The 16,222-nt window shown below is 69.3% G+C and carries 13 protein-coding genes; 4 read left to right on the forward strand and 9 right to left on the reverse strand.

Annotated elements, in window-relative coordinates; translation table 11 throughout:
* Nucleotides 1-171 precede the first annotated feature (171 nt).
* Both ABD156_RS40275 and ABD156_RS40280 read right to left on the reverse strand, forming a co-directional pair.
* Nucleotides 172-1,032, reverse strand: a complete 861-nt coding sequence (locus ABD156_RS40275) for an alpha/beta fold hydrolase (RefSeq protein ID WP_344286300.1) — start codon at nt 1,030-1,032, stop codon at nt 172-174.
* Nucleotides 1,033-1,488: 456 nt separating this feature from the next.
* The gene (locus tag ABD156_RS40280; RefSeq protein ID WP_344286301.1) at nt 1,489-1,821 is read right to left on the reverse strand and encodes a VOC family protein; all 333 of its coding nucleotides are present in this window, start codon (nt 1,819-1,821) and stop codon (nt 1,489-1,491) included.
* A gap of 323 nt (nt 1,822-2,144) precedes the next feature.
* Here ABD156_RS40280 and ABD156_RS40285 point away from each other — a divergent pair, with 323 nt between their 5' ends.
* The 4 genes from ABD156_RS40285 to pntB all read left to right on the forward strand — a co-directional run bounded on the left by ABD156_RS40285 (nt 2,145) and on the right by pntB (nt 8,316).
* The gene (locus ABD156_RS40285; protein ID WP_344286588.1) at nt 2,145-3,728 is read left to right on the forward strand and encodes an alkaline phosphatase family protein; all 1,584 of its coding nucleotides are present in this window, start codon (nt 2,145-2,147) and stop codon (nt 3,726-3,728) included.
* Between the two features lie 553 nt (nt 3,729-4,281).
* Nucleotides 4,282-4,920 (forward strand): TetR/AcrR family transcriptional regulator, encoded by a 639-nt coding sequence (locus ABD156_RS40290; RefSeq protein ID WP_344286302.1) that lies wholly within the window; start codon nt 4,282-4,284, stop codon nt 4,918-4,920.
* Between the two features lie 431 nt (nt 4,921-5,351).
* Entirely contained in the window at nt 5,352-6,878 is a 1,527-nt protein-coding gene (locus tag ABD156_RS40295; protein WP_344286303.1) for a Re/Si-specific NAD(P)(+) transhydrogenase subunit alpha, read from the forward strand.
* A gap of 19 nt (nt 6,879-6,897) precedes the next feature.
* Nucleotides 6,898-8,316: a Re/Si-specific NAD(P)(+) transhydrogenase subunit beta gene (gene pntB / locus ABD156_RS40300; protein ID WP_344286304.1), complete on the forward strand. Its 1,419-nt coding sequence runs from the start codon at nt 6,898-6,900 to the stop codon at nt 8,314-8,316.
* A gap of 54 nt (nt 8,317-8,370) precedes the next feature.
* Here the strand turns inward: pntB and ABD156_RS40305 are convergent, their stop codons facing one another.
* The 7 genes from ABD156_RS40305 to ABD156_RS40335 form a co-directional block, all read right to left on the reverse strand.
* Nucleotides 8,371-9,426, reverse strand: coding sequence for an ABC transporter substrate-binding protein (locus tag ABD156_RS40305; RefSeq protein ID WP_344286305.1), 1,056 nt, complete (start codon nt 9,424-9,426; stop codon nt 8,371-8,373).
* A 96-nt stretch (nt 9,427-9,522) separates the two neighbouring features.
* Entirely contained in the window at nt 9,523-10,680 is a 1,158-nt protein-coding gene (locus tag ABD156_RS40310) for an NAD(P)/FAD-dependent oxidoreductase (RefSeq protein WP_344286306.1), read from the reverse strand.
* A 4-nt stretch (nt 10,681-10,684) separates the two neighbouring features.
* Nucleotides 10,685-10,879 (reverse strand): ferredoxin, encoded by a 195-nt coding sequence (locus tag ABD156_RS40315; protein ID WP_344286307.1) that lies wholly within the window; start codon nt 10,877-10,879, stop codon nt 10,685-10,687.
* Between the two features lie 34 nt (nt 10,880-10,913).
* Complete coding sequence (locus tag ABD156_RS40320; protein WP_344286308.1) at nt 10,914-11,135, reverse strand: biotin/lipoyl-binding carrier protein; 222 nt, start codon at nt 11,133-11,135, stop codon at nt 10,914-10,916.
* 4 nt (nt 11,136-11,139) lie between these two features.
* On the reverse strand, nt 11,140-12,513 hold the full coding sequence (locus tag ABD156_RS40325; protein ID WP_344286309.1) for an acetyl-CoA carboxylase biotin carboxylase subunit: 1,374 nt from the start codon (nt 12,511-12,513) through the stop codon (nt 11,140-11,142).
* A 9-nt stretch (nt 12,514-12,522) separates the two neighbouring features.
* Nucleotides 12,523-14,052: an acyl-CoA carboxylase subunit beta gene (locus ABD156_RS40330; RefSeq protein WP_344286310.1), complete on the reverse strand. Its 1,530-nt coding sequence runs from the start codon at nt 14,050-14,052 to the stop codon at nt 12,523-12,525.
* On the reverse strand, nt 14,049-16,211 hold the full coding sequence (locus ABD156_RS40335; protein ID WP_344286311.1) for an acetate--CoA ligase family protein: 2,163 nt from the start codon (nt 16,209-16,211) through the stop codon (nt 14,049-14,051). The genes ABD156_RS40330 and ABD156_RS40335 overlap by 4 nt, the downstream gene beginning before the upstream one ends.
* Nucleotides 16,212-16,222 lie beyond the last annotated feature (11 nt).

Raw genomic sequence — 16,222 nt, forward strand, 5'->3', positions numbered from 1 at the left:
TCGGGCAACCGCGTTCAGCTGCCCGGGATCGCGGCGGTGGAGCGGTGCGCTGGTGCGTGATCTCGCCGGGCTTGGCTCCGGTTTCGGGCCGCTCCGTGGTCGATTCGTTGGCAGGCTTTCCGGGATCCGCATTCGTATGTTCCCGGGAGCCGTTGCCCGTTCTCACCGCGTTTACGCTGGCGCGGCTCCGGTTTCGGTGAGGAACGCGGTCAGCTCCTTGGCCAGCCGGTCGGGCTGATCCTCCGGGATCAGCGTGCCGCTGTCCGGGATTTCGACCAGCCGGCCGTCCGGGAAGAGTTCGGCGAGCCGCCGCCCGTGGTCGGCGGGCATCATCCGGTCCTGGCCCGCCCAGACGACGAGGACCGGCCGATCGAATGCCCGCAGCCGCTCGGTCCAGGCGAGCAGTTCCCGCCGCGGCGGGCTGCCGGTGGCGAATTTAACCAGGTCCCGGCGGATTTCCTTGTCCCGCAACGCCGGGGCGAACCAGCCGTCGAGAATGTCGTCCGGGATGCGGCTTTCGCACATTCCGCCGTAGGCCGCTTTGGCGTGCCGGTAGAAGGACGTCCGGGTGACTTGCGCGTGCAGCCACGGCCCGCCCGGGAGCCGGAGCAGTTTGACCGCCGGACGCGCGGGCTTGGGCGGGAAGTTGTCGAAGGCCTCGCAGGCGACCAACGCGAGCCGCCCGACCCGCGCGACGTGCTCGGCGGGTGCCATGCCGTCGGCGACGAGGAATTGGCCGCCGCCCCAGTCGTTGAGCACGATTGTCGCGTCGTGGAGGTCGAGCGCGTCGAGGAATTCGCCGAGCAGCCGGGCGACCCCGAACTGCGTGAGATCAGCGTCGGCCCGCATCGGTGCGAGGTGGGCGCCGAGCGGAAGAGTGGGCAGGATGCAGCGGTAGCCGGTCAGCAGCGGGACGACCTTGCGCCATTGCGTGCCGGACATGGGAAACCCGTGCCCGAACACCAGCGCCGGGCCGGCCCCGCCGGTGTCGGTGTAGTCGATCGGCCCGGCGGACAGTTCCACGCGCGGCATCGGCCCTCCCTCGGGTCTCGCGACTAGAGTGATCGCTCTAGCCGCGAGACTAGGCCGCTCCGGGTTGAGCGGTCAACCCGGTCTGGAGATGGGGTCTTGGGTAGGGCGGCCGTGGTGACTGCTTGGTGAGCGAGGCCGCGCCCCCTGGCGGTTGGACAATGCGGCTCGGTGCGGGTCTTCCGTCTTCCGGCGCTGCAGGCCTCGGCGGTCCGGAACGGGGCGCGGTCGTCGGTGGCGACCGGTCCCGGGCGAGTCTCTGTCGTGCGGGCCTGGCGACTCGGTGTGGTGCGGGAACGCGGTCTTCGGCTGGGCGGTCGTTGCGAATGCTGCGACGAGCGAACCTGAGGCGCGCGGTGTTGCGCGGGGCCTTCGGCAGATGTGCTGCCGGAGACTTTCGCCATCCGGTCCGGAATGACCGTATTCCGCCAGGCTCGCCGAAATTGCCCGCCGCAGGAATCACTTCCCGATGAAGACCACGCGGTTTCCGTCCGGGTCCGTGAGCGGCAGGATGCGCGCGCCGCCTCCGGGTTGTGGGCCGTCGTGGGTGGCGCCGGCCTTCGTGGCGTGGGCGGCGGCTGCGTCGAGGTCCGTTTCGTCCAGGACGACCGTCGATTGTCCGGCTCGGGCGGGTTCGGACCACACCTGAAGTCCGAACGTGTCGCCGAGATGCCATTCGAGCAGGCCGGGCATCGGGCGGGCGTCCGGGCCGCGGTCGAACAGGGCCGCGTACCACGCCTCGGCTCGGGCGAGGTCGGAGACGGTGCACTGGGCGAGCACTCGACGGATCATGACCGGTCCCTTCGTAGTGGTTTTGATCTGCAAGCACTTCCAGGAGACCACAAGTGCTGGCAGAACGCAAGCACTTCGGCGAGTGCCTGCCGGGTATCCGCTCTGGTGGACGAATCAGGCGAATTGCGTCCGCTGTGCCGAAGAACGGTTTCCTTCCCGGTACGGAAATCTGTGCGGCAGTCCGGAGATAGCGTTCATCTGCTGTTTCTCCGGCGGTTTTCCCTTGTCTTTGTGCGCGGCCTGGAATACGCCGGTCGCCGTGTCGGGCGGCAGGGACTAGGAGGACTCCTGTGTCGAGAATTCGTTGGCGTGCCGTGGCGGCGATGGCCGCGGCCGGTACTGTCGCGGCGGCTGTGCCCGCGCTGGCCGCGCCGGTGCGCACCGAGCACGTGTTGTTGCTTTCGGTTGACGGCCTCCATCAGTCGGACCTGGACTGGTACACGCGCACCCATCCCGGGTCCGCGCTGGCCGCGCTCGCGGCGCACGGCACCGAGTACGCGCACGCGAACACGCCGGTGCCGTCGGATTCGTTCCCCGGCATGGTCGCGCAGGTGACCGGCGGCAACCCCGCGAGCACCGGGATCTACTACGACGCCACCTACAACCGGGCTTTGCTCCCGGCGGGCACGACGTCCTGCGCCGGCGTCAAGCCGGGGTCCACAGTGGACTACACCGAGGATCTTGACCGCAACATGAACGCCATCGACGCCGGGCAGGGGCTGCCGAACCTGCCCGACGGCGTGCTCGCGATGACCGGAAACCCGCGTTCGCTGATCAACCCGGCCGCGTTGCCCGTTGACCCGAAGACGTGCAAACCTGTTTACCCGCACCAATATCTGCGAGTGAACACCGTGTTCGAGGTCGCACGGCAGGCCGGGTTGCGCACCGCGTGGTCGGACAAGCACCCGGCGTACGAAATGCTCAGCGGCCCGTCCGGGAGCGGCATCGACGACCTCTTCACTCCGGAGATCAACAGCAAGGCTCCCAGCTCCAGCGACTGGACGAAGGACAACTCCGCGACCCAGCGTTATGACGGCTACAAAGCCAAAGCCGTGCTGAACGAGATCGACGGCTTCGACCACAGTGGACAGACTCGCGCCGGTACGCCCGGGGTGTTCGGCATGAACTTCCAGTCCGTTTCGACCGCGCAGAAGCTTCCGCTCTCCGGCGGCCAGCCGGGCGGATACCGTCCGGACGGCACGCCAGGTCCGGTGCTGCAGTCCGCTTTGGACTTTGTCGACCGGCAGGTGGGCGGGTTCACCGCCGAACTGCGAAACCGGCACCTCGACCGCTCGACGACCGTGATCCTCTCCGCGAAACACGGCCAGTCGCCGATCGACCCGTCCGCGCTGACCCGCATCGACGACGCCCCGCTGCTCTCCGGGCTGAACGCCGCCTGGCGGGCCGCGCATCCCGGCGCGCCCGATCTGGTCGCCCAATCGACCGACGATGACGCGATGCTGCTGTGGTTCACCGACCGCTCGCCGGAGGCAGCCGAGTTCGCGCGGCAGTACCTGCTGGCGCAGTCCGGTACCGGAAACGGCAGCACCGGCGCGCCGAAACCGTTCACGCACGCGGGCCTGACGACGGTCTACGCCGGAACCGACGCCGCCCGCTACTTCCAGGTGCGCCCGGGCGACCCGCGGGTGCCGGATCTGGTCGGCATCGCCCAGCACGGCGTCGTGTACACCGGCGGCCACTCGAAAATCGCCGAACACGGCGGCGCGGCGGCGGACGACCGCGCGGTCCCGCTGGTGGTCAGCGGCGGGCACGGGGCGCGGATCCCGGCGGCGGTCGAGACGACCCAGATCGCGCCGACGATCCTGCGGCTGCTGAACCTGGACCCGCGTGCGTTGCAGGCGGTGCGGGAGGAGGGAACGGCTCCGCTGCCCGGCCTCGGCCGCTGACCGAACCTCGGCCCGGCTCGTGTTCTGGGCCGGGCCGGGGTTGGCGGGAGTGGCGATTCGACGTCACGCGGAGGGGGCGGGGCGAAGTTGGCGGGGAGTGGCGGTTCGGCCTGTTGCCGAGGGGCGGGGCGAAGTTGGCGGGAGCGGCGATTCGACGTCGCGCCGAGAGGCGGGCCGAGGTTGGTGGGGAGTGGCGATTCGGCGAGGTGGGCGAAGCGGCCCGGACGCGCCGGAAGGTCTGCCTGAGCAGAGGCGACAGGCCTGGTTTGCCGGAGCGCGCCGGTCGAGTGGGCTGGGCAGCTGGATCCGTCCGGGGATTCATCTGGCCGGCGAGCCGCGGGCGGGGGATTCGCGTGCGCAGCGGGCCACCAGACGGATCAGGTCCTTGCATCGGGTCTGGCCCTCGCCGACACAAGGTAACTCAGTCAGACGCGGCACCAACGCGAGACAGCAGCAATCCCCAGTCCCATCCCTCGGGAACCCACCGCAATCCCGGCATCAACCCTGCTCACCGGCCTATTATGAGCAAAAGCTCACCCCCGGAGGAGGCCCGATGCCCGGAAAGCAGCTGCAGCCGCGCAAGGAGCCCCGCCAGATCCGGGGCGAGTTGACCCGGCAGCGCATCCTCGCGGCCGCCGCGCGGGTGTTCGCTGAGATGGGGTACGCGGCGGGCACTACGAATCGGATCGCGGAGCGGGCGAGGGTGTCGATCGGGTCGCTGTATCAGTACTACCCGAACAAAGACGCCATCCTCGTCGCGCTGGCCTCGCGGCATCTCGACGCCGGGGCGGAAACCCTGCGCCGCCACAGGGAAACGGCTGGGCCGCCGGACACCCTGGACGCTGCGCTTCGCGAACTCGTGCACGTCGCGATCCAGAACCACCTCGACGATCCGCAGTTGTTCCGCGTGATGGCCGAGCAAGCCCCGCGTTCGGCGGAGTTGCTGGAGCAGGTCGCGCGGTACGAGGAGGAGCGGGTCGCGTACGTGCGCGGCCTGCTCGAGCCGGAAGCGGACGTGTCCAATGTGGACCTGGCGGCGCGGATCGTGGTGAACACCGTGGAACTGCTCGTGCACAAGATGATCGCCGGACCGGAGCCGCTCGACTTGGCCGCTTTCGAGGACGAGCTGGTGGCCATGCTGACCCGTTACGTGACGGCTGGCTCCGAGCGGAGCAGCGGGTTGCGCCATTGAGTCGGCTGACGTGCGGAAGCCGTTTGTCAAGTGGCGGACATCACTGTGGACGTCGTGATCGATCAGGCGATCGATTCCGCGGTCACGGCCGGGGCGGAGCGGCGGGCGACGCGGGAGGGAACCGCCAGGAGAGGGGCGGGGGCGGTTCAGGCGGGTAGTCGGCGGTTTCCCGGCTCGGGACGTGCGTGGCGGCCCGTGTGGCACGGAGGCGACGCTCTTCCGGCGGGGGCCGCGATAGCCCACGGCTATGACCGTGATCTCGTCGCACTCGCCGTCGAAAAAGGGCCTCCGGTTGGCTGCCGGAGGCCCGGCGGCATGGGAGTATCCAGCGCATCTGTACCTGAAGCGGGCGAAGTCGGACCAGGTGGCGACCCAAAACGCCGTCAGGCCCGGCCGGCGGATCTTCCGCGAACGAGCGGGAAGGAGACAGCATGCTGATCGGGGTGCTCAAGGAGGCACAACCGGGGGAGACGCGCGTCGCGGCGACCCCGGAGACGGTGGGCAAGCTGCGCGGGCTGGGCTATGAGGTCACTGTGGAGCCGGGGGCGGGGCTGGCGTCGGGGTTCTTCGACGAAGCCTATGCGGACGCGGGCGCGACGTCCGGGTCGATCGCGGACGCGGACGTCGTGTTCGGGGTGAACGCTCCCTCTTCCGAGCAGTTGGACGCGGTGAAGCCGGGCGCGGCGGTGGTGAGTCTGCTGGCTCCGGCGTTGAAGCCGGAGTTGGTGGAGGATCTGGCGAAGCGGCCGATCACGGCGTTGGCGATGGACGCGGTGCCGCGGATCAGCCGGGCGCAGTCGCTGGACGTGCTGTCCTCGATGGCGAACATCGCCGGCTACCGCGCGGTGGTGGAAGCGGCGCACACGTTCGGGCGGTTCTTCACCGGGCAGGTGACTGCGGCGGGCAAGGTCAACCCGGCGAAGGTCCTCGTCGTGGGCGCGGGTGTCGCCGGGTTGGCGGCGATCGGCGCGGCCGGGAGCCTCGGGGCGATCGTGCGGGCGACCGACCCGCGGCCGGAAGTCGCCGATCAGGTGAAGAGCCTGGGCGGGGAGTATCTGTCCATCGAGGACCCGAACGCCGAAGTCTCCGCCACGGGCTACGCCAAGGAAATGGGCGACGATTACAAGGCGCGCGAGGCTGAGCTGTACGCGACGCAGTGCCGCGAGGTCGACATCATCGTCACGACGGCGTTGATCCCGGGCCGTCCGGCGCCGCGGATCATCACCGGCGAGATGGTGGCGTCGATGAAGGCCGGTTCGGTCATTGTGGACATGGCCGCGGCGAACGGCGGGAACGTCGAGGGTTCGGTGGCGGGCGAGAAGGTCGTCACGGACAACGGGGTGACGATCCTCGGCTACACGGATCTCGCGGGCCGGCTTCCGGCGCAGGCGTCGCAGCTGTACGGCACCAACTTGGTGAACTTGATGAAGCTGATGACGCCGGAGAAGGACGGCCAGCTGGTCGTCGACTTCGAGGACGTGGTGGTCCGGTCGATCACGGTGGTGAAGAACGGCGAGCTGACGTGGCCGCCACCGCCGGTGCAAGTCTCGGCCGCTCCGCAGAAACCGGCGGCGGCGCCGGAGAAGAAAGAGGAGGCGAAGAAGGAGCCGATGTCCTCGGGGCGTCGGCTGGGTGTGGTGCTGGGGATCGCGGCGGTGTTCCTGCTGCTGGCGGCGTTGGCTCCGGCGGCCCTGTTGCCGCATTTGACGGTGTTCGCGCTGGCGATCGTGATCGGCTATTACGTGATCGGGCACGTGCATCACGCGTTGCACACGCCGTTGATGTCGGTGACGAACGCGATTTCCGGGATCATCGTCGTGGGCGCTCTGCTGAATCTGGTCAGCGGCAACACGGTGGTCGTGGTGCTGGCGGCGGTGGCGACCTTGCTGGCGACGATCAACATTTTCGGCGGGTTCGCGGTGACCCGCCGGATGCTCGCCATGTTCTCCCGCAGCTGACCTGAGAGGCCTTCTTCAGATGACTGTGCACACTGCGAGCCAGGCCGCTTACATCGTGGCCGGGCTGTTGTTCATTCTCGCGCTGGCCGGGCTGTCCCGGCACGAAACCGCGCGAGTCGGCAACTATTTCGGCATCGCCGGCATGATCGTCGCGCTGATCGCGACCATCGCCCAAGCGGTGTCCGGGGAGATCACCGGCACCTCGATCGCGTTGATGATCATCGCGATGGTGATCGGCGCCGGGATCGGGCTGCGCCGGGCGGCGGTGGTCGAGATGACCGGGATGCCCGAGCTGATCGCCCTGCTGCATTCGTTCGTCGGTCTCGCCGCCGTTCTGGTGGGCTGGAACGGGTACCTCCAGGTGGAATGCGACCCTTCCGGCGCCGAGGCGCGGCATCTGGAAGCGCTGGGGACGTTGGGGATTCACCACGCCGAGGTGTTCATCGGCGTGTTCATCGGTGCGGTGACGTTCACCGGGTCGATCGTGGCGAACCTGAAGCTGTCGGCGAAGATGAAGTCCGCGCCGTTGATGCTGCCGGGCAAGAACTTCCTCAACCTCGGCGCGCTGGTGCTGTTCGTGGCGTTCACCGCGTGGTTCGTGGTCAGTCCGCACCTGTGGCTGCTGGTCGTGGTCACCGTGCTGGCGCTGGCGCTGGGGTGGCACCTGGTCGCCTCGATCGGCGGCGGCGACATGCCGGTGGTCGTGTCCATGCTGAACAGCTACAGCGGTTGGGCCGCGGCGGCGTCGGGCTTCCTGCTGGAGAACGACCTGCTGATCATCACCGGCGCATTGGTGGGCTCGTCCGGTGCGTACCTGTCCTACATCATGTGCAAGGCGATGAACCGCTCGTTCATCTCCGTCATCGCGGGCGGTTTCGGCATCGAGGCCGGGCCGAGCGGGGACAAGGATTACGGCGAGCACCGGGAAATCACCGCGGAAGGCGCGGCTGAGCTCCTCACCGGTGCGTCGCGGGTGATCATCACGCCCGGGTACGGGATGGCGGTCGCGCAAGCCCAGTACGGCGTGGCTGAGCTGACCCGGAAGCTGCGGGACAAGGGCATCGAGGTGCGCTTCGGCATCCACCCCGTCGCCGGACGCCTCCCGGGCCACATGAACGTGCTGCTCGCCGAGGCGAAGGTTCCGTACGACATCGTGCTGGAGCTGGACGAGATCAACGACGATTTCGCCGACACCGACGTGGTGCTGGTGATCGGCGCGAACGACACGGTCAACCCGGCCGCGGCCGAGGACCCGGGCAGCCCGATCGCGGGCATGCCGGTGCTGACGGTGTGGGAAGCGGAGAACGTGATCGTGTTCAAGCGGTCCATGGCTTCCGGGTACGCGGGCGTGCAGAACCCGCTGTTCTTCCGGGAGAACTCCGCGATGCTCTTCGGCGACGCCAAGGATCGGGTCAACGACATCCTTTCCGCACTGTGACGAAAAGGGCGCCTTGAGGGAATTCCTCAAGGCGCCCTTTCACAGACCGCGGAGTCAGGCCCGGGCGAAGTCCGCGACCAACGTTTCGTAGGCGACCTGCCCGGCGGACACCGCGCCGGTCTGGATCGCGACCTTGATCATCAGGTCGATCGCCTCCTTGGTCACCTTCCACTGCGGCTGCAGCTTCGGCACGACGACTTCGGCGAAGTGCTGGATGTACTGCTTCGAGACGGCCAGGCCTTTCCCGTCGAAGCTGTCGGTGTTGAGCAGGTCCGCGGCCTGATCCTGGTTGGCCAGGATCCAGTCCTTGGCCGCCCATTGCGCCGCCAGCCAGGCTCGGCACGCGTCCGCGTGGGACTTCGCGTAGTCCTCGCGGGCGATCAGCACGTCGACCTGCTGTTTGCTCAGCAGGTCCGGCACCCCGGCGGCGGCGAAATCGATCAGGACCCGGCCGCCGGTCTGCTCGGCCATCAGCCGCGCGGTGGCGAAGGTGATGCCGACGTACGCGTCGATCTTGCCCGCGTTCATCTGCGCGATCGCGGGCGTCGTCTGGCCGACCGCGAGCGGGGTGACGTCGCCGTCGGAGAGGCCGGCCTGGCGCAGCGCGAGCCGCAGCTGCTTGTCCGCGCCCGCGCCGATCGCGGTGACGCCGATCGTTTTGCCTTTCAGCGCGGCCATTTTGTCCGCGAAACTCGCCGAGGCGGACGGCCACGAGCCCTTGCCGACGACGATCGAGTACGTCGTCTCCGGGATCCGCATGCCGATGATCACCGGCCGCTCGCCCGGCCGGGAGTTGGCGAACGTCGCCATCGTGAGCAGCGTGTCCTGCATCTGCCCGTCGATCTGGCCCGCCGTCTGCAACTGCATGCCCTGCACGCCGCTGGACGGGTGCAGGAACTTCGGGACCTGGAGGTTGTACTTGCCGAACTGCTTCTGGTCGAGGTTGACCGCGTCGATGAAGTAGTTGTCGCCGGGAGCGGTGGCGACGCGGAACGGGGTCGGCCGCGCGGCCGCGCCCTTGGCGTCGCCGGTGGTGGCCGAGGAGGGGCCGTCGCCGCAGGCGGCGAGCAGACCGCCGGCGCCGGCGGCGAGCAGGGAAGCCCCGGCCATTCGGAGCACGGTGCGACGGCTGGCGGGAGCCGATTCTGGGAAACGCATGGCGGGGGTTTTCCTTTCTCTGGCAACGCGGGGCTGCGACGGAGGAGGTCAGGAGGCGGCTAGTTCGCGCCGCATGGCCAGGTGCTCGCGGGGCATCCCGACCGTCACGCCGCCGACGAACCGGTCGCCGAGGAAGGACCGCACGGCGAAGGCCGCGTCGGACGGGCCCGCGACGAATTCGGTGCGGTCGTGTTCGGCGCGGGGCGCGCCGGCCATCTGCACCTTCACCCCGGCCTGGTCGGTCCAGAACCAGGGCACCGGGCGGTACGGGGCGTCGCGGCCGGTGATCTGCTTGGCGACGTGCAGCGCCGAGTCCATGGCGTGCTGGACGGACGTGAGCCGGACTGGGCGGCCGGCCAAGGGGAACCGGACGCAATCGCCGATGGCGCTGATGTGCGGGTCCGAGGTGTGCAGCCGGGTGTCGGCGACGACGCCGTCGTCCACTTTCAGGCCGGCATGCGCGGCCAGTTCGGTGCACGGGACCGAGCCGATACCGACGACCACGACGTCCGCGGCGATCTCGGACCCGTCATCGGTGGTCACGGAGGCGAGCCGGTCGCCGTCGGTCGTGAACGCGACCACGGAGCGGCCGAGCCGGAACCGGACGCCGCGGGCGCGGTGCCGGTCCAGCAGGAAATCGCTGACCTGCGTCGGGACCGCGTGCGCGAGGATCGACGGCAGTTGCTCCACGACAGTGACCGCGCACCCCAGATCGGCGGCGGCGCTCGCGATCTCCAAGCCGATGAAACCGCCGCCTGCCAGCAGCATCGACCGGCCTTCGCGCAACTGTTCGCCCAGTGCCGCCGAAGAGTCCCGGTCGTGCAGGTGGAAGACGTTGCGCAGGTGCGCCAGATCGGTGATCCGGCGCGGCCGGGAGCCGGTGGCCAGGACGAGATGGTCGTAGCGCACGGTTTCGCCGGAGCGCAGGCTGAGTGTCTGGTTCGGACGGTCCACAGTGGTCACCGGATCGCCGAGGACGAGCCGGGTGTCCAGAGTGGAATAGTGCGCCGCGTCGTGGAAGTCGATGTGCGCCGGATCCGGGTCGCGGAGGAACGTTTTCGACAGCGGCGGCCGTTGATACGGCAGCGAGGGCTCGGCGCTGACGAGGGTGAGGTCGCCGTCGTAGCCGAGCCGGCGCAGGGAGGCGGCGGTGTGCACGCCGCCCTGCCCGGCTCCGGCGATCACGACGCGGCGGATCGGGGGCACGGTCTCAGCGCCCGACGATCTCGATGGCCGCGGTGGGGCAGGAGAACACGGCCTCCTCGACGTCCCCGGCCGCGTCGTCGCCTGCCTCGTCGGCCAGCAGGACCACGATGCCGTCGTCGTCCTGGTCGAAGAATTCCGGCGCGGCCAGGACACACTGCCCGGAGCCACAGCATTTGCCCGCGTCCACGGTGAGCTTCATTGCCCGCCCTTTCCCTGCGATGGTGGGGTTTTCCTTACGGCTCTTCGATGTCCACGAGCGGATCGCCCGCCTGCACCGTCACCCCCTCCGCGACGTGCACGGCGGTCACCGACCCGGCGTATTCGGCCAGCACCGGGATTTCCATTTTCATCGATTCGAGCACCACCACGGTGGTGTCGGGCTCGACCGCGTCGCCCGCGGCGACCAGGACTTTCCAGACGCTGGCGCCCATGTCGGCGTTGATGGTTTCGGGCACAGTGCTACCTCCGTGTCGACGCCGCGGGACGGCTGGTGACGGCCGCGACGATGCCGGTGTCGTATCCGCCGCCGGTGAATTCCGGCCGGTCCACCAGGTCGCGCAAAAACGGCAGATTGGTGCGAAGCGGTCCGACCGCGAATCCGTCGAGTGCTTCTCTCGCGCGTTCGAGCGCTGCTTCCCGGTTCTCGCCGAAGACGCAGATCTTGGCGATCAGCGAGTCGAAATGCGGGGTGACCGCGAGACCGGCCCGGTAGCCGGAATCGACGCGGATGCCGTCGCCGCAAGGTTCTTCCCATTCCTCGATCGGGCCGGGGCTCGGGAAGAACCGGGCCGGATCCTCGGCGCAGAGCCGGAATTCGATCGCGTGCCCGTGCTGCCGCGGTGCGAAGCCGGGCGTGACGGAGCCGATCGCGGCGATGCTCAGCTGCTGCTCGACCAGGTCGACGCCGTGGATCAGCTCGGTCACCGGGTGCTCGACCTGGATCCGGGTGTTCATTTCCAGGAAGACGAACTCCTGCGTCCGGGCGTCCACTAAGAACTCGACCGTGCCCGCGTTGCGGTAGCCGACGGCGCTGGCCGCGTTGACCGCAGCGTCGTGCAACCGTTGCCGCACAACGGGATCGAGGCCGAGTGCGGGTGCTTCCTCCACTAGTTTCTGGTTGCGGCGCTGCACCGAACAGTCGCGCTCGCCGAGTGTCAGGATCGTGCCGTCGTCGAGCCCGAGCACCTGGACCTCGATGTGCCGCGCCGATTCGACGAACCGTTCGAGGAACACCCGGTCGGAGCCGAAGCTGCGGGCCGCGATCGCTTGCGTGCGCGCGAATTCCTTGCGCACGGCGTCGGCGTCGCGGGCGATGGTCATGCCGATGCCGCCTCCGCCTCCGGAAGCCTTGACCATGACCGGGTAACCGATCCGTTCGGCCTCGCGGACCGCTTCGTCCACATCGGACAACGCCGCCCCGGCCCCGCCGCTGACCGGAACACCCGCGGCAGCGACCCGATTGCGTGCTTCGACTTTGTCGCCCATCGCGGTGATCGCGTCGGGGGAGGGGCCGACCCAGGTCAGTCCGGCCGCTTCGACAGCGCGGGCGAAATCGGCGTTCTCGGCGAGGAAACCGTAGCCGGGGTGGACCGCGTCGGCACCGGTTTCCGTTGCCACGCGGACGATCTGCTCGATGTCGAGGTAAGCCGCGACAGGCGGTTCGCCGGTGATTTCCCGGGCGAGATCGGCTTCGGCGACCCCGGGGAGCCCGGCGTCGACCTGGTGGTGGACGGCGACTGTTTCGACGCCGAGCCGCCGCGCGGTGGCGATGATCCGGCGGGCGATCTCGCCGCGGTTGGCGACGAGAAGCCGCCGGGGGAAGGGCTGGTTCATCCGATCCGCCTAGTAGCTCGTGGGCCAGGTGCTGAGAAGGTGCTCGCCGACGCCGCCGGTGCGGCTCAGCGCGTTGTCTTCCAGTGCGCCGAGGATGAACTCGCGGGTGTCGGCCGGATCGATGACGTCCTGCACGCCGTACACGCGGGCGACGTCGTACCCGGTCGAGTCCTTGGCCATTTCGGCCAGCCGGCGTTCGTAGAGTTCCGGGTCGGTCGCCTGGTCGATCCCGTGCACCACGCCGACCGCCGAGCGCGGGTCCATGAAGCTGACTTCGGCGGTCCACCACGCGGCCATCGCGTCGGTCGTCCACGCGCCGCCCATGTTCACGTAGCCCTGGCCGTAGTTCTTGCGCAGCATCACCGTCACCTTCGGCACGGTCGCCAGGGACAGGGCGTTCATCCAGTTGATGACCTTGCCGACGATGCCGCCGCGCTCCCCGTCCAGTCCGATGAGGAAGCCCGGCTGATCGACCAGGAACACGAGCGGGATGTTGTAGGAATCGCACAGCACGATGAAGCTCGTCGCCTTGGCGCACGCCGCCGCGTCGATCGCGCCGCCCTTGAACATCGGGTTGTTCGCGATGATCCCGACCGACTGGCCGTTGATCCGGCACAGCGAGGTGACCAGCGATTTGCCGTAGCGTTCCTTGATCGGGAACACGCTGCCGAGGTCCGCGACCACCTCGATGACCTTGCGCACGTCATACACCTTCGTGCGTTCCGGCGGGACGATCGAGTGCAGCTGGGAGCCGCGTCCGGCCGAGCCCGCGGGCACCGGCGCGACCGGCGGCGCTTCGCCGTTGTGCGCGGGCAGGTAGCTCAGGAACCGGCGCAGCAGGTCGATCGCTTCCTCGTCGGTGCCGGCGACCGCGTCGGCGAACCCGGTGATCTCGGAATGCAGTTTCCAGCCGCCGAGATCCTGGCCGTCGACCTGCTGTCCGGTCGCTCGGCTTACGAGCTGCGGGCTCGACACCGCCATGACCGCGCCCTTGCGCAGCACCGCGAAATCCGAACTGACGGTGTGCCACGCGGCTGAGCCGAACGAGTAGCCGAAGGCGGCCGAGACCCACGGATTGGTGCGGCGGCGGAGAAACCGGGTGCGATCGTTGGCGTTGCCGAGCCCGGTGCCGCCCATGACGTCGGGCATCCGCACGCCAGTGGATTCGGCGAGGTAGACCAGCGGGATTCCGGTGCGGGCGGTGAGTTCCTTGAGGTGGCCCATTTTCTTGTTGCTGACCGCGCCGGACGACGCGCCCTTCACAGTGAAGTCGTAGGCGATCACTCCCGCGCGGCGGCCTTCGACGCGACCGGTGCCGGTGACCTTGCCGTCGGCGGGGGTCACGTGCTGATCCGCGTCGACGTTCGAGGTGGCGAAGAGGCCCGTTTCGCGAAAGGAATCCTCGTCGAAGAGCCGGGCGACGCGTTCGCGGGCGTTCAGTTCGCCGCGTTCGGCCCGGGCGGCGAGTTTGCGTTCTCCGCCCATCGCGAGGGCATGTGCGCGCCGTTCTTTGTGGCGGAGTTCGTGATCGATGGTCATGGCTGGCCTTTCCGGTCGTTCAGGCGGCGTTCCTGGAAGTCGAGCAGCGAGCGGGCGACCCGTCCGGCTTCCTCGACGGTGCCGAACACCGGCAGGCCGAGCCGGTGCGCTTGGCGGGTGTAGCCGGCGATCGCGTCGGCCATGTCCGCGCGGCCGTCGCCCTTGAGCACGAGGAACTGCTGCGTGCCAGCGGGCAGTCCGGCGATGCCGCGGATGATCGTGCCGGTGACGTCGCCGTGAGTATCGGCGAGATTTCGCTGGATGATGCCGACGTTGAGGTGCGTGATGAGGACCGCGGGCGGTGCCTCGTCGAGAACGAGGGACAGCAGCCGTCCGGCGATGGCGCCGCCGTCCACCGCGAGGGTGCCCGCCGGGGTGTCGATCGGGTTGGCCAGCCCGTTGCCGGGCGGCAGCCCGAGCGCTTCGAGCCGCGCGACGGTGCGGTCCGGCAAGGTCGGGACGGAGAATCCGTAGCGGGCCAACGCATCCGTCGCCAGCACGCTCGCGCCGCCGCCGTTGCCGAAGAGGACCGCGTCGCGCGTGGCGGGCGGCGGCCCGTCCAGCCGGACGGTGTCGAAAGCCAGCAGTACGTCGAGGAATTCTTCCAGGGATTCGGTCAGCGCGATCCCGGCTTGACGGCACAATGCGGGCCACAGCCGGTGGTTTCCGGTGAGCGCGCCAGTGTGGCTGGTCGCCGCGCGCGAACCGGCGGCGGTGCGTCCGCCGGCGAGCAGCACGATCGGCTTGCTGATTCCCCGCCGCGCCAGCAGGTCCAGGATTTCCCGACCGGCCGCGAGCGATTCCAGGTACAGCCCGACGACCTCGACGTCCGGTTCGCCCAGCAGATGCTCGACCAGTTCCGCGGCGTCCACATCGGACGAATTGCCGATGCTGGTGACGCTGTGGAACGCGAGGTCGCGCGCCGCGCCGAGACGAAGGATGTCGACGCTCAGGCCGCCGCTTTGCGACACCACCGCGATCCCGCCGGGGGACAGCGGCGGTTCCGGGATGAAGCTGATCCGAGCGGCGGAACTGTGCAGGCCGAGGCAGTTCGGGCCGAGCAGCCGGGTGCCTTGGGCGGACATCCGGGCGACGAGGTCGCGTTCGAGTTCGACGCCTTCGGGAACCTCGCCGAAACCGCTGCTGACGACCTGGGCGAACGCGAGCGTCCCGGGTTCGGCGGCCAGCGCGTCGGGGACGATTTTCGCGGGGAGGGCGACGAAGGCGTAGTCCACGGGCTGGCCGGTTTCTCGCAGCGACGCGAAGGCGGGCAGTCCCTCGATCTCGGTGGCGGAGGGGTGGATCGGCAGGACAGTGCCGTCGAAGCTGGAACGCCGCAGGCCGGTCAGATACCGGTTGGCGAGGTTCGTGCCGGTCGCGCTCGCTCCCAGCACGGCGATCGTGCGCGGGCGGAACAGGCGTCCGAAGTCGGTGCGCGCGGTGCGGGTCTCGCCGAGGGGTGTTTCGTCTATTTCGGACAGGACCAGCCGGGCATCGACGGCGACGGCTTGGTCGGCGGTCACGATGACCGGGTTCAGATCGACCTCGACGACCTCCGGCGGCAGGGAGGCGAGCAAGCCGTTGACCCGCAGAACCAAGTCCACCAGCGCGTCGAGGTCGGCAGCGGTTCCGCCACGCGCACCGCGAAGCAGCGCCGCGCCCTTCAGTTCGGACAGCATCGCGTGGACGTCCGCGGCGGTCAGCGGGGCGATGCCGAAGGCGACGTCGGCGAACACCTCGACAAAGATGCCGCCGAGGCCGAGCATCACCACCCAGCCGACGCCGGGCGTCCGCACCGCGCCGACGATCACCTCGTGGCCCGCGCCGGCCTTTTCCTCGACCAGGAACCGGTCGATCCGGTGGCCGTGCGCGGCGAGCGCGGCGGTCATCGCGGCGGCTTCGGCGGGCAGGTCGTCGCGAGAGAGTCCGATTCGGACGCCACCCGCGTCGGACTTGTGCACCAGCGTCGGCGACACCGCCTTGAGGACCAGATCGCCGTCCAGCCCCTGCGCGGCGATCAGCGGATCAGCGTGGGCGCTGCCGCGCGGCACGGTGATTCCGGCGTCGCGCAGCAGGTCCTTGGCTTCGGGCTCGGGGACGACCGGGGCGCCGGCGGCGGCCAGCCCGGCGATCGCGGTCCGGGTCGCGTTCTCGGTCAAGCGTCTTCCCT

This window comes from Amycolatopsis albidoflavus, assembly GCF_039525725.1.
In the GTDB taxonomy this organism is placed as follows: Bacteria; Actinomycetota; Actinomycetes; order Mycobacteriales; family Pseudonocardiaceae; genus Amycolatopsis; species Amycolatopsis albidoflava.

What these genes read in the sequence shown, in the direction of transcription:
- ABD156_RS40290 (WP_344286302.1), top strand. Translation starts at nt 4,282, where the DNA reads ATGCCCGGAAAGCAGCTGCAGCCGCGCAAGGAGCCCCGCCAGATCCGG.
- ABD156_RS40295 (WP_344286303.1), top strand. Translation starts at nt 5,352, where the DNA reads ATGCTGATCGGGGTGCTCAAGGAGGCACAACCGGGGGAGACGCGCGTC.
- ABD156_RS40315 (WP_344286307.1), bottom strand. Translation starts at nt 10,879, where the DNA reads ATGAAGCTCACCGTGGACGCGGGCAAATGCTGTGGCTCCGGGCAGTGT.
- ABD156_RS40325 (WP_344286309.1), bottom strand. Translation starts at nt 12,513, where the DNA reads ATGAACCAGCCCTTCCCCCGGCGGCTTCTCGTCGCCAACCGCGGCGAG.
- ABD156_RS40285 (WP_344286588.1), top strand. Translation starts at nt 2,145, where the DNA reads ATGGCCGCGGCCGGTACTGTCGCGGCGGCTGTGCCCGCGCTGGCCGCG.
- ABD156_RS40275 (WP_344286300.1), bottom strand. Translation starts at nt 1,032, where the DNA reads ATGCCGCGCGTGGAACTGTCCGCCGGGCCGATCGACTACACCGACACC.
- pntB (WP_344286304.1), top strand. Translation starts at nt 6,898, where the DNA reads ATGACTGTGCACACTGCGAGCCAGGCCGCTTACATCGTGGCCGGGCTG.
- ABD156_RS40280 (WP_344286301.1), bottom strand. Translation starts at nt 1,821, where the DNA reads ATGATCCGTCGAGTGCTCGCCCAGTGCACCGTCTCCGACCTCGCCCGA.
- ABD156_RS40330 (WP_344286310.1), bottom strand. Translation starts at nt 14,052, where the DNA reads ATGACCATCGATCACGAACTCCGCCACAAAGAACGGCGCGCACATGCC.
- ABD156_RS40305 (WP_344286305.1), bottom strand. Translation starts at nt 9,426, where the DNA reads ATGGCCGGGGCTTCCCTGCTCGCCGCCGGCGCCGGCGGTCTGCTCGCC.